We start from the raw sequence: 21,913 nt of genomic DNA on the forward strand, positions 1-21,913 counted from the left end.
AACTCACATAAATTGAAACAAGCCATGGAATACATCCCAATAATCTTACAACATTTCGGCATCTACTCGGAAAGCGTCACGAAGTTAATACAATTTCTTATCCAAGCCTTTATTATGGGAATAATTGGATGGATCGTCTACATTATTTCAAAAAAATGGTTGGCTAAAATCATCCTGAAAATTGTACACCGTACGGCAACTCAATGGGATGACCTGCTACTGGATCAACATTTTTTCAATCGCCTGGCTTTATTAATCGTTCCGGTCGTCATTCAGTTAATTTCCACTCAAATCGGATGGGAATACGTCGATATTGTAAACCGCCTGATAAACGTGTGGATTGTCATCTCCATTCTATTGGTATTATCCTCTATCATGGACGGGATCAATCGTATATACGAAAGCTATCCCATGGCTCGAAATCGTCCGATTAAAGTCTTTATTCAGGTCATCAAAATATTTTTCTATTGTATGGCCATCATCATTATTATCAGCATCTTATTAAACAAATCGCCGCAAGCTCTACTCGTGGGATTAAGTGCCTTTGCAGCCGTGTTGATGTTGATTTTCAAAGATTCCATCCTCGGATTCGTGGCCGGCGTTCAATTAATTGCCAACCGGATGGTTCGCATCGGAGACTGGATTGTCATGCCCAGCCACAATACGGACGGCGAGGTACTGGAAATCAACCTAACCACGGTAAAAGTGCAAAACTGGGACAAAACCATATCCACCATTCCGACCTATAAATTAGTTTCAGAATCTTTTACGAATTGGAGAGGCATGGAAGAATCCAAAGGAAGAAGGATCAAACGTTCCGTGAACATCGATATTTACTCCATTCATTATTTGAGCAAAGAAGAGTTGGACTCCCTGAAACAATCCCTGTTACTGAAAGCCTACATAGAGAAAAAGGAGGCCGAACTCGCCGTTCATAACGCTAACCGACATAATCTTCTGGACGAAAGACGCCTGACCAATATCGGTACATTCCGGGAATACATGGAGTCATGGATCAATGCCAATCCGGACATCAACATAGAGATGACGCATATGGTACGCCAACTTCAACCGGGTCCGACGGGAGTCCCCCTCGAAATCTACTGCTTCTCCGCCAAACAGAGTTGGGTGGAATACGAACGGGTACAATCGGATCTTTTCGACCATCTGTTTGCCATACTTCCACTATTCAACCTGAAAGTATTCCAATATCCGGGCAAAATAGATTATCCGACAAATTGATCAAACTCCGGAATATCCCTTGCCAAAAGGATTACAAGAGCTTATTTATCAAAAACACTCACTTCAAAGATGTCAATATGTTTTATTGATATCTTTATTTTTTTAACTATAATCTTGTCACACTATTTCACGATTTTAGTGTTATATATAAAATTATTATCTATTAATTGTGAATAATAATTACAAAAATACAGTCCCTGAAACGAGATAAAACAACATATACTACTAACTATTTAAAATTATATCTATGAAAAAGAACAACATCATCAGAAAATGCTTCTTTACGGCATTAGTTATGTGCTTTAGCATGACATTATGGGCATTTCAGGAAACGACACATCGATTTGATTTCTGGATTGTCGACGAAGAAGAAAACAGTATCCAAGATGCTGAAATTATAGCAATATCGGACAACGATGACATTGCCGAAATCCTGATCGGCCATGTCTACACCAACCACGGAGGCAATGCCAGTATCATGTTGAAAACCAAACAACCGGGAATTGTTTCCATAACAGTTATCATTAACAAGAACGGATACTACGTGATCGTACCCATAACCATTACGGTATATGAAAACGGAGGGTGTCGTGTCGACCCGTCTTATGCCATAAAAGTCACACTCCCACAGGGGGTTGTCGATTACAAATACCCTATTTACAACAATTTTTACTCCCGTTGTTTTTTAAATCAACTCTTTACGAAAGAGTAAACTATTTTATAAGAGAGAATTAGCCCTTAATTAAAGTGTTTGTTTTATCTCGTTTCTAACAAAAGAGGTTCATTTTCAATACAGACTTCCCCAAGGCATATAGAACTGATTTTACATGGCAACGTCTTGTGACCGATGCCATCAAACGGATAAAGAAAGATAAAAACGGATTCTCTTTTATCGCATCCGGACAATCCCGATCAAGAAAGACAAAAGGGGGTCTAAAGCGTAAGGGTAAAGGTCGTTTCTCGACCGTATATGGAATTTACCTTTATATTTCCACCGTGAACCCTCATGATCTGCCGGGCAACACTCAAGCCGATACCGGAACCCTCTGCTTTAGTCGTGAAAAAGGGAACAAAAATTTCATTCATGACTTCCGGTTCTATTCCCGGTCCGTTATCCTTTACCTTAATCCACGTACTCCCGTCTTCTCCCCGTTCTGCCGACACGAGAATATATCCGTCAGGATGTTCCCTCAAAGCATAAAAGGCATTCTTCATTAAGTTTAACATCACCTGTCCCAACAGGTTCGGGTCCGCGTATACTTTCAAGTCTTCAGGTTGAATAGTAACCTCCAACCTTACTGCTGAAAAATTAATTTCCATACTACACAAAATGACCATGCGATGAATAAATTCATTCAGATCGATCAACTCCTTTTCCGGTTTGGGAATCCGCGTAAATTTACGATAGGACTCCACGAAAGAGATTAATCCTTTCCCCGTCTCACCGATCACTTGCAGACCATTCATGGTATTACGCTTTAACTCTTCGTCCGGCATCTCCCCTTCCCGATACAAAGACAACAAGGTATCGCTCAAGGAGGTCACCGGGGCTATGGAGTTCATGATTTCATGAGAAAGTACCCGGATCAACCGAATCCAGGAATCGATTTCCTTCTCATCCAGCTCATTCTCTATATCATTTATTACCAAGAGTACGATCGGTTTATCACGCAATAATATCCGACTTGCACGAACCAATAACTGCACCCTTCCCCGTTCCGTGGTATACGTTACCCGCCGACTCTCTCCCGGTTGGATATTCCGAAAGAGTTCCTGCAAGTCCGGAGAGACTTTATTTAATTGTCCCACATGGGTAAATACCTCCAAACCAATTAATTTTAACGCCACATGATTGCAATCGGTAATAAATCCCTCCTTATCCATCACCACGATTCCTGAACTTACGCTATTAATAATCAACTCATAAAACTTTTCACGTTGTTGTACCTCCAACCGGGTATTTTGCAAAATATCCTTCATCCGGTTCAACATGACATTCAAAACTCGTTCCGAAGGCAAGCCCTCCTTCTCCGGGAAATGAATGGTAAAATCATCATTCTCCAAAGAGCTGAAAAAATAAGTCAGCTTACGGTTAACATGGTTTATAGAATTAAATATCGAAACGACACATAATGCCACCAATCCGACCAGAAATCCTCCCCCGACATAACTCTTTTCCGATATCAAAATATAAGCCCCTACACTGGAAATCAATGCAATCAGCAAATAAAAGAGCAAACGAAAAGAGTAATACCGGGACATACTGTTATAAATTAAATTTCTTTATTTTATTATACAATGTTTGCCGGGTAATCCCCAATTGAACAGCCACGGTCGATAAATTACCGTCGTTACGTTCGATTGCCCGACGGATCATTTCTCTCTCCATCTCCTCCAGGGTAGAAACCGTATTCTCAAGCTGATCCGTCGTAGGTTTAAATAAAAAATCTCCCGGATGCAACCCCTCCTCGTCACTCATAATTACCGCTTTTTCGATAGCGTGCTGTAACTCTCTCACGTTTCCGGGCCAACTATAATTTAACAAACATTTTTTGGTCTCTTCCATCAAATACAATCCCCGCTTACCGTATTTGGCTCCATACTTCCGTAAAAAGAAATCAGACAATAAAAGGATATCCTCTCCCCGCTCTCGCAAAGGAGGGATCTCGATATGAATCGTGTTGATCCGGTATAGAAGATCTTCCCGAAACAACCCTTTTTCCACCATCTCCTGCAAATTACTGTTCGTGGCGCAAATCAACCGGATATCTACCTCTATCGGTTTATTGGAACCTACCCGGGTAATCTTTCTTCCCTGAATAGCTGCCAATAATTTCGATTGCAAGGCATAGGACAGATTACCGATTTCATCTAAAAACAAGGTTCCGTGATGAGCTGCCTCGAACTTTCCGGAACGATCCTCACGGGCATCCGTGAAAGCACCCTTTACGTGACCGAACAATTCGCTTTCAAACAAGGTCTCCGTAATGGCTCCCATATCCACGGATATCATTACCTCCTCTTTTCGATTGGATAAAGCATGTAGCTCCTTGGCTACCATCTCCTTTCCCGTTCCGTTTTCTCCGGTAATCAACACATTGGCATCCGTGACCGCAACTTTCAGGATCAAATCATGCACCCGCCGCATTGCCGGAGAGTCTCCCCATATTCTCTCTTGATCTCCGTCCAACTGACGCTTCAATACCCCTTCCTTCTCCCGGAGCTGTTTCACCTCCTGCCGGGTTTGGTTCAATCGATAGGCTGCCAACAATGTAGCTACCAACTTGGCGTTATCCCAAGGCTTAACGACAAAATCAGTAGCACCCTCTTTTACCGCTTTCACCGCCAATTCTATATCCGCATACGCGGTAAACAAAACCACCGGCAAATCCGGAAGACGCTTTTTGATCTCCGTCAACCAATACAACCCCTCGTTTCCGCTATTTATACCGGCAGCAAAATTCATATCCAATAAAACGACATCCACATTTTCACTCTCTAATATGGAAGGAATCCGGTTGGGGTTACCGATAGGAATTACTTTTCGAAATACTCCCGCCAACAACATCTCTATTGCCGTCAAAACTCCTTTATTATCATCTACAACTAATATCGTTCCTTGTTTGGCCATATTTCATCATTTTACATCACACTACACTTCCGTATTCTCCATTCTGTTTGTCGTTTCGGTAACGACCTGACCATCGAAAAGATTTACGACCCGATGAGCGTAAGAAGCATCATGCTGGGAGTGAGTCACCATTATAATAGTCGTTCCCTCCCGGTTCAGTTCGGTTAACAGATTCATCACCTCCGCCCCGTTCTTGGAGTCCAGATTACCGGTAGGTTCATCGGCCAGAATCAACTTCGGACCGGCAACTACCGCACGGGCAATAGCCACCCGCTGTTGTTGTCCTCCCGATAACTGCTGGGGAAAATGCTTCGACCGATGACTGATATTCATTCGTTTCAAAATAGTCGTTACCAACTCTTTTTTCTCCGAACTTTTCTTTTTCAGGTAGATTAAAGGCAACTCTACATTTTCATAAACATTCAATTCATCGATCAGGTTAAAACTTTGAAACACAAAACCGATATTTCCTTTACGTACCTTGGTTCTATCCTTCTCTTTAAAATGTCCCACCTCCTGGCCGTTAAAATAATAATTTCCCTCCGTGGGATTATCCAACAAACCGATAATATTCAATAACGTAGATTTGCCACATCCGGATGGCCCCATAATAGCAACAAATTCTCCCTCCTTTACATGGAGAGAAACCTTATTTAAAGCCGTCGTCTCTACCTCTTCGGTACGAAAAACCTTACTTAAATTTTCAATCTTTATCATAAACATCTACTTACGAGTAAAACATACCCGAGAGATTACCATAAGTATGCCAAAATAAACATACATCTTATTATCAACACATTAACTTATATATACCCATCCTGCATGTAAAAAAAATAGACAATACTGTCCTATTTTTTTACAAGAAGAAGTTTCCCTTATAAATATATTTCTCTGATTATAAACACGTTATATCTATGGCATAAGTTTGGCATCAGGGAGGACAAAATAAAACAAAAAAAAGATGATTTTGAAATTATACCTCTTATTATTCCTTTGTTTCCTGCTAAAAACTTACAGGATCGAAGCCCAAACTTCAGGATGGACGCTTCAAGAATGTATCGATTACGGCGTTGAACACAGCCTGAGCATGCAACAAAAAAGATTACAAAACGACAACAATCGTCTGGAAGTAAGGGATGCGGTTTTAAACCTTCTCCCCTCCGTAAGTGGCATATCTCCGGGATTAAGTTATAGCTTCGGAAGGGGTATAGATCCCGAAACCAATACCTACGTGAATACCCGTTACATGTCGTTCGGTGGTTTCGGATTCGGAACCGGAATAACGGTTTTTGCAGGATTCAGCGGCATAAACCGGATCAAAATGGCTAAAATAGGTCGTTTGATGGGATTAAAAGAGACGGAGAACCAAGCCAATCAAATTGCGATACAAATCATGCACTCCTTTTTCAACTACCTCTATATGCAGGAAGAAGTACATATCACGGAAGAACAAGTTGAAAACTACCGAATGCGATTGAAAAAAATAGAACGGGAATGCGATTTGGGTAAAAAACCGAGAAGCGATCTGTTCGAAATGCAGGCACAACAAGCTTCCATGGAGTTCTTACTGGAATCTTCCCTGAATAATCTTCAAAATGCTCTGGTTAACCTGAAATACCTGATGAATTATGAAGAAGAGGAGGAGTTTATGGTAGATACCCTTTCATTTGAAAATTTTTCCCTTAAACAACACCATTTCGAAATCGATGACATTTATCGCAAAGCCATGGAAGAACTTCCGGAAATCTCTATGGCCAAATACTCTGTCCGTACGGCTCAATTAAATCTGATGACGGCACGGGCCAGTCTTTATCCCTCCATAAGCATGGGAGGAAGTATCTCTTTCGGAAGTTATTCGGATCATGTTAGTGAATCTTTCTGGAATCAGATCTTCGACCGAAACAGAATCGGAAAAGGTTTTAGCATCAGTATGAGCATTCCGTTCTATTCCGGCTTAAGCAAACGTTCCGGACTAAGAAGAGCGAAGAATTCATTAACGGCCACAGAACTTCAGTTTCTCCAAACCCAAAAAGAACTATACAATGAAATCCAAAAAGCATTACAGGAATTAAGTTCTTGTGCCAGTCGTTATCAGATATCCCTCCAACGGGAAAAGTTCTCAACCCTTTCACAAAGTGCCGCCCAAAAACGATACGAACAAGGTCTGATCACGATCATAGACCTCAATAACACCTCCAATAACCAATTAGAAGCCAGATCGGAAGTACAGAAAAGCAAATTCAATTATATCATGCAAAAAAAGATGATCGATTTCTACCGGGGAATTCCATTACAAACAAAAGTGACTTCTCCCGATAATTTTAATTTTCGCAATTACAAATAATATTAAACAAATACGTCATGGACAAACCCATTGAACAAAAAAAAGGTTTAAAGAAAAAACATATTCCCTACTTAGCCGGAACCGTTTTTATCCTGTTATTTATCGGCTGGGCCATATTCGGCAATCACCAATCCAGCCTGAGAGTGGATAAAGACAAAGTCACCGTCGAGGAGGTTACGCGAGGTGTTTTCAACGACTATATCCGCATCATGGGAAACGTGGAACCCCTTAACTTTTCACAACTCACGGCTATTGAAGGAGGAAGAGTGAAAGAGCAGTTTAAAGAAGCCGGAGAGATGGTAAAAGCCGGAGAGATCATTCTCCGTTTAGAGAATCAAAGTCTCGAAACCGAAATAATAAATAATGAGGCCGGATTCGTGGAAGAGCAAAACAATACCCAAAACGCCCTTCTGGATTTGGAAAAAGAGACCCTCAACCTACAACAGGAACGACTGAACACGGAATTGGATACCGAACGGAAGAAGAGAAAATATTTACAAAACGAACAACTTTACAAAGAAGACCTGATTGCCAAAGAAGAATACCTCATCGCCAAAGAGGATTATGAATTTGCTATCAAAAGTCAGCGGTTGATTTCGGAAAAACAAGCCAAAGACTCCATCCGACGGCATAGACAAGCCATTATCATGAAAGATAAACTGGAAAACAAAAAACGTAATCTGATATTAACCCGGGAACGATATGCCCAGTTGGAAGTTTGTGCTCCTATCGACGGGCAACTCGGAGAACTGAACATCGAGATCGGACAATACATCAGTTCCGGTACGCAAATCGGAAAAATCAACGTTTTAGGTAAATATAAAGTAAGTACTCTGATCGATGAACACTATATCGATCGGGTACGCAAAGATTTGGAAGCCACCCTGGAACGACAGGGAAAAGATTTCAACATGAAAGTAATAAAAGTATACCCCGATGTAAAAGAAGGTCAATTTAAAACCGATCTGGAATTCACGGAAGAAGTCCCGGATAATATCCGGACGGGACAGACGTATCATATCAACTTGCAACTGGGAGCTTCCGACGAATCGATATTAATTCCCCGGGGAAGCTTTTACCAAAGCACGGGCGGACAATGGATATACGTACTCACACCCGACGGTAAAGAGGCTTATCGACGGAAAATCAAAATCGGAAAACAAAATCCCAGGTATTATCAGGTGCTGGAAGGTATTCAACCCGGAGAGAAAGTCATTACGTCCGGTTACGAGATGTACGGGGATAACGAAAGACTGATTCTTAAATAAAAAAAGACAGACTTTTTATACATTGCATTAAAATAAACCGTAAAGAGAAACATGTATCAACTCAAATTCATATTCAGAAATTTATCCCGTCACCGCCTCTATACCGTTATCAATATAACCGGATTATTCATTGCCTTTACCGCAGCCTTACTCATGTACGGATACGTGGTAAAAGAGTGGAAAACTGACCGCTTTCATGAGAACAAAGAGGATATCTATCGCGTTACCTTCCAGAAGGCGGGAAATGAATTCTGGGAGAGTGAATTTTGCAGCCCCATGGCAGAACAGGCCCGGCAAGAGATTCCCGGCGTCAAAAACTTTGTCCGGGTAACAGCTCCTCAAACTCTTTTGGTAAAACCGGAAAACAGTCGGGAATATACTCCGGAGAATCAGTGTAGATATGCTGATTTTCAACTATTCCAAGTCTTCTCGTTTCCCCTCGTTCAGGGAGACACCCAAATACCCCGGAAATATTGGATCGTTATTTCGGAAAAAATGGCCCGAAAATATTTCGGCAAAGAAAATCCGTTGGGAAAAGAGATCACGATAAAAAAAACAAATGACGATTTGGGTATTCCTTACCACATTGCCGGTATCATGAAAAATATTCCGGACAGATCGTCTATTCAGGCGGACTTTATACTTGACTTCTCTGTTATCGAATGGACCTATCGGTATGCTCAGGGTAATTCATGCAATACTTTTTTACAAATCGATAAAAACGTATCCGTCTCTGACATAGAAAAAGCCATTCCGGATCTGGAACTCAGACTCTCCGGCGATCCGGAATATTACTCGAATCGGATCACCAGGCTCCAACCCTTGAAAAAACTGCATCTGCATTCCGGCCATATCCGGGAATTCGAACCGGCTTTCATACTCGGATCACCCCAATTCAACCTGACCCTGAGTGGGGTCACCTTACTCATCCTCTTCTTGGCGGCATGTAATTATCTGATGATTAAATTAGCCCAAATTCACAGGCAGGCCAACACCTTTACACTACAAAAATGCCTGGGAGCCGAAAATCGCCATATTTTACTGAGAATCATGCAGGAAACCGGAATACATCTCTGTATTGCATCACTCTTTACCCTGATCGGAGTCTATCTCCTTCATCCCCATTTTGTCCGGATCATCTCCCCAATTCACGTGTATACCTTTCATTTATCGATAGTCGAATCTGTCGGGTTCCTAATCATACTCTTTTTGTTTACCATCTGTGTCGGAGGTATTCTTTACCTCCATTATGCCAGAGAGATCCGGGAACAAAAAATAAAGAAAGAAAACTCTTCTTCCATCGATTTGAAAAAAATGCTCATGTTTATTCAAATCTGTATATTCGGGGCTCTCCTGTTTTGTTCCGTCGTACTCTTTCGGCAAATGGCTTTTATACGGAACAAACCGATGGGATTCGATTCTCAAAATGTATTGTGTATCGAATGGGAAGGTTATAAAGAGACAAGCAGTATCAAAGAAGAGCTTTTACGTCATCCGGACATACTGTCGGTAAGCAACGGCCGGCCGCTTCCGATCGGAAATTGGTCTTCATTTAAAACATTTGCCGCAGAACGTCCCGAAACGATTATCGACGCGTATGTACTATTAGGAGACCTCGATTATATCGATACATACCGGATCGAGTTGGTCGAAGGACGGAAGTTCCTTTCCAACTTAAAGACGGAAGAAAGATTCCGGAACAGTCCGGTTCAGGAGGCAGAAGTAGTTGTCAACCAAAAGCTCGTTAAACAGCTCGACCTGAAACAACCGATCGGGTCCATCCTGGATTACGGTTTTTCCACGTTAAAAATTGTCGGGATCGTAAATGACTTTCATTACGAATCCCTCTATCAACCGATCAAACCGGTCATTATCGGATGCGATCTTTTAGGCTTCGACTGGAATCTAAGCATACGTTACCGGGAAGGGAAACGTAACGAAGTCGTTGATTACATCCATAAACTTTACCGGGAACGTTTTCCGATTGCTCTGTTTCACTACTCGGAATACCCTTACTCCCAATTATACGAAAAGGATATCGCTTTCGTCCGGTTGATCTATATTTTTACCGGCCTCGCCTTATTTATCGGAGGAATGGGTATCTTCGCCTTCTCCGTGTTTATGGCGGAAAATAAAAGAAAGGAGATTGCCTTACGAAAAGTAAACGGAGCCTCGGAAAGAGAGGTCGTAAGATTATTAAATTCCATTTTCCTGCGACAAATTATCGGGGCTTGCCTTATTAGTCTCCCTATTGCCTATTTCGGTTGTAAAAAATGGCTGGAAGGATTTGCCTATAAAACCGACATGACGATCGGGCTATACATAGGAGTAGTCGTTACGACCATTCTCATTGTCATGCTGACGACTAATTGGCAAATCGTTAGGGCAGCCCGTGCCAACCCCGTAGAAACGCTTAAAAAAGAATAAAACTATGTTCCGGCAAGAGATCAAATTTATATTTCGGAAACTACTTCGTAACAAAAGCTACACCTTGATCAATCTCACGGGACTGACCATAGCTCTTACAGCCTCTCTGCTGATATTTAAACATATCAACAGAGAATGGGAAAGCGACCGTTTCCATCCCAACACGAAAAAGATTTATCGTGTAACCCATAGTGATCAAAATTCTCCCCGATGGTCGGGCCTGACCTACGGTATCATCGGTCCGTATGCTCAAAAGGAGATTCCGGGGATAGAAAACTATGCGCGATGTTTTCTACCCCAATCCCTCGGTATTCAACTGGAAGAGAATACGGAGCTTTTCCTCGAATCAGCTTGCATGTATGCCGATCTCTCGTTTTTCGATCTATTTCATTTTCCGATTCTAACAGGAAATATCCATACCTCCGATATCTCAAACTGGGTTATACTCTCCTCCCGGAAAGCGGAGCAACTTTTCGGAACACAAAATCCCATCGGAAAAGCCATTCGAGCAAAATACATCTCCCGGGAAGATTCGGGTAAAGAGTTTCAGGTCATTGCCGTAATGGACAATTTCCCTCCCACCTCCTCTGTTCAGGCTGACATTATCCTCTCTCCGGTATACGAGAAAGACATATTTGAAAGGTGGGGAGTCATCGGGACCTATCTCTTTTTGCAACTAAACGATCAGGCGAATCCCGCGGAGATCGAAAAAGCAATTCCCCTCTTGACAACCAAATACTTTCCCATAGGGACTATTGTCAACGAAACGTTCAGACTTCAACCGTTCCGGGATATCTATTTCCATTCCGACCACATCACTCCCGACAATATGCTCCGGGGTTCCTGGCTTTTCACACTCCTGCTTTGTAGCATCACCCTACTGATTTTATTTTTAGCTGCCTCTAACTATATCATGATCAAAACAGCACAATTCCAACAAAAAGAGATCACCGGATTTGCTTTACAGAAATGCTTCGGGGCCGACTCCGGCTCTTTTAAGCTTCAACTGTTTGCGGAAATCGGACTACAAATCCTTGTTGCTCTCGGAATCGCCATCGTAGCCGGCTATCTGCTTCATCCTGTTATTAACCGTATATTATCGCCCCATCATCCCTATGCATTTACTTTCGGTGGAAAAGAAATGCTCCTGTTTCTTCTCATAATCACGATTACTGCCGGGATGATCGGGTCATTTTTATACTTTTACATCAGGAAAAGACTGGGAAGGAACGGACTTTACCGTTCCCTCCGGTCCGCTCCACCCCGTTCGAATTTAAAACAAGTACTGACCATAAGCCAAATAGCCATCTTTTGCGCCCTGTTGTTCTCCTCTATCATTATTTACCGGCAAATGAACTACATTAAAAATAAAAATTTAGGGTATAACACTCAAAATACACTCCATTTTGTGATACCCGATCGCTCCGGACTATGCAAGGAAGAACTTTTGCGGAATCCAGACATCGTAGCCGTCAGCAACGGTAGCTCTCTACCTGTAGCTCCTTCGTTTTACATAGATCTTTACTCGGAGGATAAACCCGATCATCAAATAAAGATACAAACCCTTATCGGTGACAACGACTATCTTTCTACTTACCGGATCACATTAAGCGAAGGACGAATGCCCCGGAAACTCTCCGCCGAATACGATCCCGATAACCAAAATTCTTATTACGGGGAAGTCATCGTGAATAAAGCGCTGGTAGAGGCATTAAACCTGAAATCCCCGCTGGATGCCATTATAAACCTGTACGATACGCGGGTCAAGATAGTCGGGGTAACGGAGAACTTTCACTTTAATCCCTTATACCAACCTATCCAACCCGTTGTTATATATGACGGTTTGTATATGCAAAGTACAAACCTGATTGTCCGTTATCAACCCGGGAAACACAAGGAAGTCATCAACTACATTCAACAAGTATACGCCCGAATCTATCCCGGCAGTTTTTTCGATTACCATGAATACGCGGATTCCGATTTTTACGACAAAGACATAGCAACCGTGAAAATCATAACCATTTTCACGATTATCGCTATCTTAATCGGAGGCATGGGTATTTTTTCCTTCTCGACATTTATCGCCCAAACGAAAAGAAAAGAGATCGCCCTAAGAAAGATAAACGGGGCTTCGGAGTTCCGCATCATCAGACAATTAAACCGGAATTTTATAGGAAAAACATTGATAGCCTGCACTCTAAGCATACCGACGGCCTATATCCTATCCTACAAGTGGTTGGAGGGATTTGCCTACAAAACGGAAATGGCCGGCTGGATCTTTATCTTTGTCCCGGGAATGGCCGCCCTGATCGTGCTCGGAGTAACCACCTGGCAAATCAGGAAAGCCGCCCGAACCAATCCGGTTGAGGTATTGAAAAACGAATAACCTTAAATTTACTGCCATGCAAAAAACGAGCATCAAAATTATATTCAGAGGGTGGAAACAAAACAAGATATACACGTTCATATCTATTGTCAGCCTTATCGTCGGATTGACGGCAAGCATGCTACTGGTAGGATTCGTCATGCATGAATACCGGACTGCTCAGGCGATTCCGGCAAGTGAAAAATGTTTCCTCATCCAGACAAAGGAACAAATATCTCACAACATTCTTTTTTCGGGAGAAATCGCTCGTTACTTGCAAAAGAGTTACCCGGAGATCAAATCCCATGCTGTTTTTCGAAATGAATCTGTCAACCTTTTTCCGGGAAAAACAGAAATTCCCTACGAGCAGGCTTACTCCGTGATACCGGAGACGGCTGATTTTTTCCATTTTAAGATATTGTCCGGAGATCTGAAATCCACCCTCGCCCATGAAAATGAGATAGCCGTGACCCGCTCTTTCGCCCGAAAATACATCGGAAAAGAAAACCCCATCGGGGAAACGTTACGCCTTACCCGCTATGTGATTAAAAACATAGAGGGCAGAGCGACCTATGCTCCGGTAGAGGAGGAGTTCCGTATTACTACGGTCATCGACGACCGCCAAAAAACATTCCTCTCTTTCGGGATATTATGGGGTACTGCCGAAAACAAAATCAACGAAGCCCAGGGGATAAGCCAATTCTATGCTTTCGTCAAATTAAACGAGTCTACCAATCCGCAAACTTTTCAACAAAAAATAGATCGGGATACCCTGATTCAAAATTTAAATGCCAGGAATAAAATCGTATTAAAACCGAGTCACCAACTCTACTTCTCGGAAAAACCTTACCTTTACTACAAGGAACTGATCGATAAACGAGACCCGGCATTTATCTACACGAGCCTGAGTGTCGCCCTTCTTATCCTGATCATCTCCTGTTTCAACTACATCAACATCTACATGACCCGCACGTTCAAACAACTGCAAAACACCAGTATTCAACTGATACTCGGAGAATCGAAAGGCGGTATTTACAAACAATTGATCGGAGAATCGGCCGTACTTATCCTTCTCTCTTCCGGCATCGCCCTGATGCTCATTTACAGGTTACTTCCCGTCTTCAACAGTTTTGTCCAAAGCGATATGCAAATGCCGGATTTCGTATCCGGGCAAACCCCGCTGGTATTGCTCTCTCTATTAATGGTAATCCTATTCATTCCGGTTATTTATATCGGAGCGAAACTAAAAAACACGTTGTTAAGTCCCATTTTAAAACGAGAATTTTCACAACGAAATCAACTGACACGAAACATCGTTATCGTGCAGTTCTCCCTCTCGATTATCCTGTTTATCCTCATGTTTAATATCCGGAATCAAATGAATTATATCGTTCATAGCCGTCCCCATTCGGAAGAGATTATAACGATACACGGAGGAATTTTCTTGCTGGAAAAAAGGGAATTCCGGGTCTTCAAAGAGCAACTCCATACGATTCCCGAAATTCTGAATAGTACAAGTTCATCCATGCTACAGAATTTCACCTATTCACGAAAAGATACCGTCATCAATATTACTGATGCAGACAATTCATTTTTTGAATTTTACGATATTCCACTTGCGGAAGGAAAAGGTTTCTCTCCGGAACCTAAGGCCTACCACGAGGCCATCGTGAACGAATCTTTCGTTCGGAAAATGGGATGGCTGACTCCCATAGGAAAAACATTCGTCTATGACTACAATGAAAGATACACGATTATCGGGGTTATTGCCGACTATGCCACGGATAAATTCACCAAGGGCATCGAACCCATGCTGATCCGCTATTCACCCGACGGCTCCGGTCGTCTTACCATCCGGATAAGAAAAGATCTTCGGGAAGAAACCGAAGCCAAACTTCGGGAGTTATGGCAAAGAAGCTACCCGACACTCCCTCCCCTTCTCACCCAAAGCATGAAAGAGATGTATTTGGAATTTCATCAAGAAGAAGTACGGATTATGGAAACCCTCACGGTTTTCTCATGGTTGAGTATCCTGTTAAGTGCCCTCGGACTTTTCGGACTGGCTTGGTACTCCGTGGAAAGTCGGCAAAAAGAGATCGGATTAAGAAAGATCAACGGAGCCACCGAAAACCAGATCGTCATACTACTCTGCCGGAAATTCATAAAATGGATTTCGATTGCCTACGGAATCGCCATCCCCATCGGATACTATTTCTCCGAACAATGGCTGGCTCAGTTTATCTATAAATCCTCTATCTCGACAGGAGCCTTTATCATCGCCGGAATCTTCGCCCTGACAATCGGCCTGTTAACGGTAATCTGGCAAACCGTCAACGCCGCCCGGGAAAACCCGGTAAACATATTAAAAGGAAAAGAATAAAAGTAATCCGCCATGAAAACTTCTTACTCCAACGGCCGGATATGCAATCAGATAACACACCCCCGATTCGGAATTGTTTTTTTATCAGAGTATAAATAACTTACGCTTGTTTTATAGAAAGCCCGATCCGTTTTCTGGCTTTATCTACCTGAATTACTTTAACGGTCACATGTTGATGCAAAGAGAGTATTTCGGTCGGGTTCGTGATAAATCGATCGGCAATTTCCGAAATATGAACTAAACCGTCCTGCTTCACGCCGATATCCACGAAAGCCCCGAAATTGGTCAAGTTGGTCACGATCCCCGGAACCACCATTCCCTCCTGCAAATCGTCGATGGAGTGAATACGCTCGTCAAAACTAAACACCTTGGCCACCGAGCGGGGATCCCGTCCCGGTTTTTTCAACTCCTCGACTATATCTTTTAGAGTCGGCAAACCGATCCGTTCGTCTACATAACGATTCAAATCGATCTTACCGCATACCTCTTCATTTCCGATCAAAGACTTCAAGGGAAGTCCCAAATCTTTTGCCATACGTTCCACCACGGCATAAGATTCCGGATGAACGGAGGAATTATCCAACGGATATTCCGCATCGGCAATACGCAGGAATCCGGCACATTGTTCAAATGCCTTCTCTCCCATCCGTTTCACCTTCTTCAACTCTTTCCGGCTCTTAAAAGGCCCGTTCTCCCTGATATACTCTACCACGTTTTCGGCTAAGGCAGGTCCTAAACCGGAGACATGAGTTAAAAGATACTTGCTGGCCGTATTCACGTTTACCCCGACCCGATTCACACAAGACTCCACTACCCGGTCCAGACTCTCTTTTAACTTCGTCTGATCGACATCGTGTTGGTATTGTCCCACCCCTATCGACTTCGGATCGATCTTTACCAATTCAGCCAACGGGTCCATCAATCTCCGCCCGATCGAAACGGCACCGCGTACGGTTACGTCATATTGCGGGAACTCGTCCCGGGCAATCTTGGAAGCCGAATAAACGGATGCCCCGCTTTCGCTCACCACAAACACCTGAATTTTGCGATCGTAACGCAAATTCTGTATAAAACGCTCCGTCTCCCTCCCTGCAGTCCCGTTCCCGATAGCGACAGCCTCTATTTTATAGGCACTCACCAATTGAGTAATCTTATTAGCCGCCTGTCGCACCTCGTTTTGAGGCGGATGCGGGTATATGGTTTCATTATGCACGAGGTTTCCTGTCTCATCCAGACAAACCACCTTACAACCGGTACGAAATCCCGGATCGATGCCCAATACCCGCTTGTTACCCAACGGGGAAGCCAACAACAATTGGCGCAAATTCTCGGCAAAAACTTTGATGGCCTCTTCATCGGCCTTTTGTTTTCCCGCCATCAAATATTCCGATTCGATGGAAGAAACGAGTAATCGTTTATAACCGTCCCGTACGGCCTCTCCCACCTGCTCCGCACTCTCGTTATTGGCTCTCACGAATTGCCTCTCCAATGCCTCCACGGCTTCGTCGTCGGGAATACCTATACTTACCTTCAAAATACCTTCGTTCTCTCCCCTCCGGATAGCTAACATCCGATGAGACGGACAACGCCGCAAACTCTCCGTATAATCGAAATAATCCTTATATTTTTCTCCCTCCTCCTCTTTTCCTTTTACGACCTTGGAAGTGATCACCGCTTCCCGGTCAAAAAAGTGCCGGGTCGTATTCCGTGCCCGCTCGTTTTCACTCACCCACTCGGCTATAATATCCCTTGCTCCCTGCAATGCCTCTTCCTCATTCTCTACCTCTCCCTTTACAAACCGGGAAGCTTTCGTCCATACTTCTCCCCCGTCCTGCTTCATCAACAAGGCGGCTAAAGGCTCCAATCCCTTCGCTTTCGCTTTGGAAGCCCGGGTTTGTTTCTTAGGTTTATAAGGAAGATAAATATCTTCCAACTCTCGAAGTTCCCGGCAGGTCTCTATTGTCTTCTTTAGTTCGGACGTCAATTTTTCCTGTTGTTCGATGCTATCGAGCACCGTCTTTTTACGCTTCTCCAGTTCCTTAAACTGTTCGTAAATCTCTTGTACTTTCCCGACCTCCACCTCATCCATACTTCCGGTCATCTCTTTCCGGTAACGGGAAATAAAAGGAATAGTCGCTCCTTCCTCCAACAAGGTCAACAAATTTTTCACGTATCGACTACCGAAGCCACTCTTTTCCGTTACAAAAACAACAGGATCTATATAATATTCCATAAATTTACATTTTAGTCTGCTAATATACGGCTTCTCCACATTTATCACTATCTTTAAACCGAAAAAATAGCAAATCATTTTATGATTGAAATCAAAAATATAACCAAAAGCTACGGAGAGCTGAAAGTATTAAAAGGTATTGACCTGACGATTAAAGAAAAAGAAATTGTCACCATCATAGGAACCAGCGGAGCCGGAAAAAGTACGCTATTACATATTCTCGGTACGTTAGACACGCCGGACCAGGGAGAACTCTATTACGACGGCATTAACGTGGCGAAGCTCTCTCCCAACAAACTTTCCATCTTCCGTAACCAAAATATAGGTTTCGTATTCCAGTTTCATCACCTGCTACCGGAATTTACAGCCTTGGAAAACGTGTGTATTCCAGCCTGGATCAAGGGAGATGGGAAAAAAGAAACAGAAAAACAAGCGCTGGAACTCTTAACACTTTTAGGTCTGTCCGATAGAATTCATCATAAGCCCAACCAGCTTTCCGGAGGTGAGCAACAACGGGTTTCCGTGGCCAGGGCCCTGATCAACCGACCGAAAGTAGTATTGGCAGACGAACCTTCCGGTAATCTGGACACCCAAACCAAAAACGAGCTGCACCAACTCTTTTTCTCCTTACGGGAAAAATTAGGACAAACGTTTGTGATTGTTACCCATGATTCGGAATTGGCAGCCATGTCGGATCGACAAATAAAATTACGGGACGGCATGATTACTTTGGATTAAATCTTTCCCGTTTATTTCACGTACCATAAAAAATGGCTTAAACCTGTTTGTGATTTCACGCATTGTTTTTACATTTGTCAATTAGAAAATAAAATATTTATTCATTAATCAACCTTTAAATGAAGTATACTGAAGAGTTAGACAAAGTGAGTTATTGTTTGGGACTAAGTATCGCAAGTAACCTCCTTTCATCCGGTGTTAATCAAATCAATACAGAAGCATTCGTAGAGGCTTTACGTACTGTATACGCGGGCCAAATGCCTGAAATTTCTCCGGAAGAAGCCAATCAGATTTTACAAACCTATTTTGAAAAATTACAAAACCAAAGAGGACATGCGGCAAAAGAAGCCGGAGACGCCTTCTTAAAAGAAAATAAAACGAAAGAGGGTGTGATTACCCTGAATAGCGGTCTGCAATATAAAGTGATCTCTGCCGGAAACGGTGTAACACCCAAAATCGGAGATACGGTCAGATGCCATTATGAAGGACGTTTAATCAACGGTGCGGTATTTGATTCCTCTTACCGCCGCAAAGAACCGGCCGAATTTCCGGTAAACGGGGTTATCCCAGGTTGGGTAGAAGCTTTACAATTGATGCCCGTGGGTTCCAAATGGCAACTATTTATCCCGTCGGAACTGGCTTACGGAGCACAAGGTGCAGGACAAGCCATCGGTCCCAATGAGACTTTGATTTTTGATATAGAATTACTGGATATCGTATAATTTTAATTAATAAAACTATGAATGCTAAGAATTTAATCTTAACGTTGTCAGTTGCTGCACTTGGTTTTACCAGTTGCTGTAACAATGCAACAAAAACTACCGCCACATTAAAAACAGAAGCCGACACGGCAAGTTATTATATCGGTTATATGAACGGTACCATGTTAGCCAGAAACGGATTGGATAAACCTAACGTAGAGGCTATTATTGCCGGAATGAATACCGCTTTACAGAAGAAAAAAGCTCCGGCAGATTTAATGGAAATGCAACAATTCCTTGGTAACTACATTCAAAAAGTTATGACTGCCAAAGCTGAAGAGACCTTGAAAAAAGGAGAAGCTTTCTTGGCCGAAAACGCTAAAAAAGAGGGTGTGAAAACAACCGAAAGCGGCCTGCAGTACAAAATTGAAAAAGAGGGTACGGGAGCGATTCCGTCCGACACGAGCATCGTGAAAGTTCACTATAAAGGAACCTTTATCAACGGAGAAGAGTTCGATTCTTCTTACAAACACAACCAACCCGCGGAGTTCCCGGTAAACGGAGTTATTCGCGGATGGACAGAAGCCTTGAAAATGATGCCCGTAGGTTCCAAGTGGACACTTTACCTCCCTTCCAAATTGGCTTATGGCCCAAGAGGAACGAACGGTGGTCCTATCGGCCCGAACGAAGCATTGGTTTTCGAGGTTGAATTACTTGAAATCGTTTCTCCGGCTGCGAAGTAAATAATTTATCACACGGATATAAAAACAAGTAACAAGCCCAATTCATTTGGGCTTGTTTTAATTAAAAGATATGAATTACGAAGTTATTGGAAAATTAATTTACAAAGAAGATACTCAAAAGATTAGCGATCGTTTCCAAAAACGGGAATTTGTCATTGAGGTGGAAAACGAGAAAAACTCCCAATGGAACGATTTCGTGAAAATCCAATTGATACAGGATAGATGTGATCTGCTTGAAAACATCCACCTAAACGAAGATATCAAGGTCTATTTCAACCTAAGGGGAAGAAAATGGGAAAACAACGGACAAACCTCCTATTTCACCAACCTCGAAGGATGGAGAATCGAAAAAGTCCAGGCCGAACCGCAGATGGTTGGCACCCCTGCCCCCCAATACAGAGTGGAAGACATTCCTCCCATGCCGGAGGCCGACGATCTACCGTTTTAATTGTGATTGACAATTGTAAATTATAAATAAACTGACGGGTTTCCCGCCGGTTTATTTTTTTTAATCACAAAATTTCTAAATCGTCAATCATAAAATCCTTGTTTCTTTAAATCGTCAATCTAAAATCCGAAATCATAATCTCCTAATCACTTAATCTACAATTGTCAATCGTTACGGGCTAACCCTCCGGGGCTTTGACGTTCCCGTCGGTCGTGCAGACGCTTTTCGTTCACTGTCCTCCGGGACTCGCTTCGCTCGGACAGTCCGTCGTCCGTCCGTTCCGAAAACCGAACACGACGCTCGCCGTTCCCTGTTTATGCCCCTTCGTTTTATCCCATTCTCTTCAATTAGTTGTAAATTTTAAATTGTAGATTTAAAATTGGTTTATGATTAACTTCTGATTCCGCCCTCTTGAAATCATAAATCTAAAATCCGAAATCATAAATCTCCTAATCACTTAATCACAGAATCCTTTAATCTACAATCACCTTATCTGTCCTATTACAACCAGTAACGTCAAAAGCAACGTACTCAAAGAAAGGAATTTTAATTGAGGATCGAGATTCTTCCCTTTTCCCTGATACACTTTTACCAAATGCATTCCAAACAGGGGAAAGGTTAATATAAAGAGATAACCGATCCGGCCGTTCGGGTGAAAAACGGTATACAAGACCATACAGGCAAGAGCCGTTACGATTAGTATAAAATGGTATGTTTTTGCCCCTCTTATTCCCAGCATGACGGGAATCGTTCGTTTTCCGCAAGCCGCATCATTTTCCATATCCCGGATATTATTCATATTCAATACTCCGGTAGAGAGAAGCCCGATCGAAACAGCCGGGAAAAGAGTGATCCATGGCAAATGACCCGCCATGGCAAAATAACTACCCAAAACACTCACTAACCCGAAAAAAATAAAAACGAATAAATCGCCCAATCCCCGATATCCGTACGCATGATCTCCCACCGTATATTTTACAGCAGCCACGATAGAGGCTCCGCCGACAAGCAGCAGAATAATACTTTTCAAATCCAGCAGATCCCCAAAAGCATCATATACCAATAAGCTTCCGGTAACGATCGCCATACCGCCAAAAAATAACATAGCCCGGATCATCTCCCTTTTACTCAACGCTCCGCTCTGCACACTCCGGATAGGTCCCAACCGCTTTTCATTATCGGTTCCTTTCTCCAGGTCTCCCACCTCGTTAGCCAAATTAGAAAGTATCTGTAACGCCATTGTCGTCACGATCGCCCATGCAAAAGCCCACGGCTTAAAATTACCGTCGCTCGCGGCCAACAGGGTACCCAACAAAACACCGGATACGGACAAAGGCAATGTTCTTAATCGAAAACTTGTAATATAGGCTTTACTCTTCGACATCTTCCCATC

16 protein-coding genes are annotated in these 21,913 nt (G+C 42.7%); 11 read left to right on the plus strand and 5 right to left on the minus strand.

Annotation, left to right across the window (positions count from 1 at the left end; translation table 11 throughout):
- The first annotated feature begins 114 nt into the window (after nt 1-114).
- Nucleotides 115-1,242 (plus strand): mechanosensitive ion channel domain-containing protein, encoded by a 1,128-nt coding sequence (locus QZR76_RS10885; protein ID WP_294142843.1) that lies wholly within the window; start codon nt 115-117, stop codon nt 1,240-1,242.
- 247 nt (nt 1,243-1,489) lie between these two features.
- Nucleotides 1,490-1,954 (plus strand): hypothetical protein, encoded by a 465-nt coding sequence (locus tag QZR76_RS10890; RefSeq protein ID WP_294142844.1) that lies wholly within the window; start codon nt 1,490-1,492, stop codon nt 1,952-1,954.
- Between the two features lie 221 nt (nt 1,955-2,175).
- Here the strand turns inward: QZR76_RS10890 and QZR76_RS10895 are convergent, their stop codons facing one another.
- Genes QZR76_RS10895 through QZR76_RS10905 form a run of 3 tightly spaced genes read right to left on the minus strand, consistent with a single transcriptional unit; the run spans nt 2,176 to nt 5,590 of the window.
- On the minus strand, nt 2,176-3,504 hold the full coding sequence (locus QZR76_RS10895; protein WP_294142845.1) for an ATP-binding protein: 1,329 nt from the start codon (nt 3,502-3,504) through the stop codon (nt 2,176-2,178).
- A gap of 4 nt (nt 3,505-3,508) precedes the next feature.
- Nucleotides 3,509-4,873 (minus strand): sigma-54 dependent transcriptional regulator, encoded by a 1,365-nt coding sequence (locus QZR76_RS10900; protein ID WP_294142846.1) that lies wholly within the window; start codon nt 4,871-4,873, stop codon nt 3,509-3,511.
- A 21-nt stretch (nt 4,874-4,894) separates the two neighbouring features.
- Nucleotides 4,895-5,590, minus strand: a complete 696-nt coding sequence (locus tag QZR76_RS10905; protein ID WP_294142847.1) for an ABC transporter ATP-binding protein — start codon at nt 5,588-5,590, stop codon at nt 4,895-4,897.
- Nucleotides 5,591-5,834: 244 nt separating this feature from the next.
- On the opposite strand from QZR76_RS10905, the gene QZR76_RS10910 reads away from it, so the two are divergent.
- From QZR76_RS10910 to QZR76_RS10930, 5 genes are read left to right on the plus strand one after another with little or no spacing between them, the layout of a single operon-like run.
- Nucleotides 5,835-7,217, plus strand: a complete 1,383-nt coding sequence (locus QZR76_RS10910; protein WP_294142848.1) for a TolC family protein — start codon at nt 5,835-5,837, stop codon at nt 7,215-7,217.
- A gap of 17 nt (nt 7,218-7,234) precedes the next feature.
- Nucleotides 7,235-8,485 carry an efflux RND transporter periplasmic adaptor subunit gene (locus QZR76_RS10915; protein ID WP_294142849.1) on the plus strand — a complete coding sequence of 417 codons (1,251 nt, stop codon included), beginning with the start codon at nt 7,235-7,237 and terminating at the stop codon, nt 8,483-8,485.
- Between the two features lie 51 nt (nt 8,486-8,536).
- Complete coding sequence (locus tag QZR76_RS10920; RefSeq protein WP_294142850.1) at nt 8,537-10,912, plus strand: ABC transporter permease; 2,376 nt, start codon at nt 8,537-8,539, stop codon at nt 10,910-10,912.
- Nucleotides 10,913-10,916: 4 nt separating this feature from the next.
- Nucleotides 10,917-13,298 carry an ABC transporter permease gene (locus tag QZR76_RS10925; protein WP_294142851.1) on the plus strand — a complete coding sequence of 794 codons (2,382 nt, stop codon included), beginning with the start codon at nt 10,917-10,919 and terminating at the stop codon, nt 13,296-13,298.
- A 16-nt stretch (nt 13,299-13,314) separates the two neighbouring features.
- Nucleotides 13,315-15,657 carry an ABC transporter permease gene (locus QZR76_RS10930; protein ID WP_294142852.1) on the plus strand — a complete coding sequence of 781 codons (2,343 nt, stop codon included), beginning with the start codon at nt 13,315-13,317 and terminating at the stop codon, nt 15,655-15,657.
- Between the two features lie 100 nt (nt 15,658-15,757).
- Here the strand turns inward: QZR76_RS10930 and QZR76_RS10935 are convergent, their stop codons facing one another.
- Nucleotides 15,758-17,890 carry a Tex family protein gene (locus tag QZR76_RS10935; protein ID WP_294142853.1) on the minus strand — a complete coding sequence of 711 codons (2,133 nt, stop codon included), beginning with the start codon at nt 17,888-17,890 and terminating at the stop codon, nt 15,758-15,760.
- An 81-nt stretch (nt 17,891-17,971) separates the two neighbouring features.
- On the opposite strand from QZR76_RS10935, the gene QZR76_RS10940 reads away from it, so the two are divergent.
- From QZR76_RS10940 to QZR76_RS10955, 4 genes are all read left to right on the plus strand, one after another.
- Nucleotides 17,972-18,628: an ABC transporter ATP-binding protein gene (locus tag QZR76_RS10940; RefSeq protein ID WP_294142854.1), complete on the plus strand. Its 657-nt coding sequence runs from the start codon at nt 17,972-17,974 to the stop codon at nt 18,626-18,628.
- A gap of 119 nt (nt 18,629-18,747) precedes the next feature.
- Nucleotides 18,748-19,350 carry an FKBP-type peptidyl-prolyl cis-trans isomerase gene (locus tag QZR76_RS10945; RefSeq protein WP_294142855.1) on the plus strand — a complete coding sequence of 201 codons (603 nt, stop codon included), beginning with the start codon at nt 18,748-18,750 and terminating at the stop codon, nt 19,348-19,350.
- A 17-nt stretch (nt 19,351-19,367) separates the two neighbouring features.
- The gene (locus QZR76_RS10950) at nt 19,368-20,072 is read left to right on the plus strand and encodes an FKBP-type peptidyl-prolyl cis-trans isomerase (RefSeq protein ID WP_294142856.1); all 705 of its coding nucleotides are present in this window, start codon (nt 19,368-19,370) and stop codon (nt 20,070-20,072) included.
- A 70-nt stretch (nt 20,073-20,142) separates the two neighbouring features.
- Complete coding sequence (locus tag QZR76_RS10955) at nt 20,143-20,520, plus strand: DUF3127 domain-containing protein (RefSeq protein ID WP_294142857.1); 378 nt, start codon at nt 20,143-20,145, stop codon at nt 20,518-20,520.
- 484 nt (nt 20,521-21,004) lie between these two features.
- Here the strand turns inward: QZR76_RS10955 and menA are convergent, their stop codons facing one another.
- Nucleotides 21,005-21,904 (minus strand): 1,4-dihydroxy-2-naphthoate octaprenyltransferase, encoded by a 900-nt coding sequence (gene menA, locus QZR76_RS10960; protein ID WP_294142858.1) that lies wholly within the window; start codon nt 21,902-21,904, stop codon nt 21,005-21,007.
- Nucleotides 21,905-21,913: the final 9 nt, after the last annotated feature.

The sequence above is a fragment of the uncultured Sanguibacteroides sp. genome, assembly GCF_900543425.1.
Lineage (GTDB): Bacteria > Bacteroidota > Bacteroidia > Bacteroidales > Marinifilaceae > Gabonibacter.

Bases quoted from the DNA above. Each gene is read 5' to 3' on its own strand.
- QZR76_RS10885 (WP_294142843.1), top strand. From the start codon at position 115: ATGGGAATAATTGGATGGATCGTCTACATTATTTCAAAAAAATGGTTG.
- QZR76_RS10890 (WP_294142844.1), top strand. From the start codon at position 1,490: ATGAAAAAGAACAACATCATCAGAAAATGCTTCTTTACGGCATTAGTT.
- QZR76_RS10895 (WP_294142845.1), bottom strand. From the start codon at position 3,504: ATGTCCCGGTATTACTCTTTTCGTTTGCTCTTTTATTTGCTGATTGCA.
- QZR76_RS10900 (WP_294142846.1), bottom strand. From the start codon at position 4,873: ATGGCCAAACAAGGAACGATATTAGTTGTAGATGATAATAAAGGAGTT.
- QZR76_RS10905 (WP_294142847.1), bottom strand. From the start codon at position 5,590: ATGATAAAGATTGAAAATTTAAGTAAGGTTTTTCGTACCGAAGAGGTA.
- QZR76_RS10910 (WP_294142848.1), top strand. From the start codon at position 5,835: ATGATTTTGAAATTATACCTCTTATTATTCCTTTGTTTCCTGCTAAAA.
- QZR76_RS10915 (WP_294142849.1), top strand. From the start codon at position 7,235: ATGGACAAACCCATTGAACAAAAAAAAGGTTTAAAGAAAAAACATATT.
- QZR76_RS10920 (WP_294142850.1), top strand. From the start codon at position 8,537: ATGTATCAACTCAAATTCATATTCAGAAATTTATCCCGTCACCGCCTC.
- QZR76_RS10925 (WP_294142851.1), top strand. From the start codon at position 10,917: ATGTTCCGGCAAGAGATCAAATTTATATTTCGGAAACTACTTCGTAAC.
- QZR76_RS10930 (WP_294142852.1), top strand. From the start codon at position 13,315: ATGCAAAAAACGAGCATCAAAATTATATTCAGAGGGTGGAAACAAAAC.
- QZR76_RS10935 (WP_294142853.1), bottom strand. From the start codon at position 17,890: ATGGAATATTATATAGATCCTGTTGTTTTTGTAACGGAAAAGAGTGGC.
- QZR76_RS10940 (WP_294142854.1), top strand. From the start codon at position 17,972: ATGATTGAAATCAAAAATATAACCAAAAGCTACGGAGAGCTGAAAGTA.
- QZR76_RS10945 (WP_294142855.1), top strand. From the start codon at position 18,748: ATGAAGTATACTGAAGAGTTAGACAAAGTGAGTTATTGTTTGGGACTA.
- QZR76_RS10950 (WP_294142856.1), top strand. From the start codon at position 19,368: ATGAATGCTAAGAATTTAATCTTAACGTTGTCAGTTGCTGCACTTGGT.
- QZR76_RS10955 (WP_294142857.1), top strand. From the start codon at position 20,143: ATGAATTACGAAGTTATTGGAAAATTAATTTACAAAGAAGATACTCAA.
- menA (WP_294142858.1), bottom strand. From the start codon at position 21,904: ATGTCGAAGAGTAAAGCCTATATTACAAGTTTTCGATTAAGAACATTG.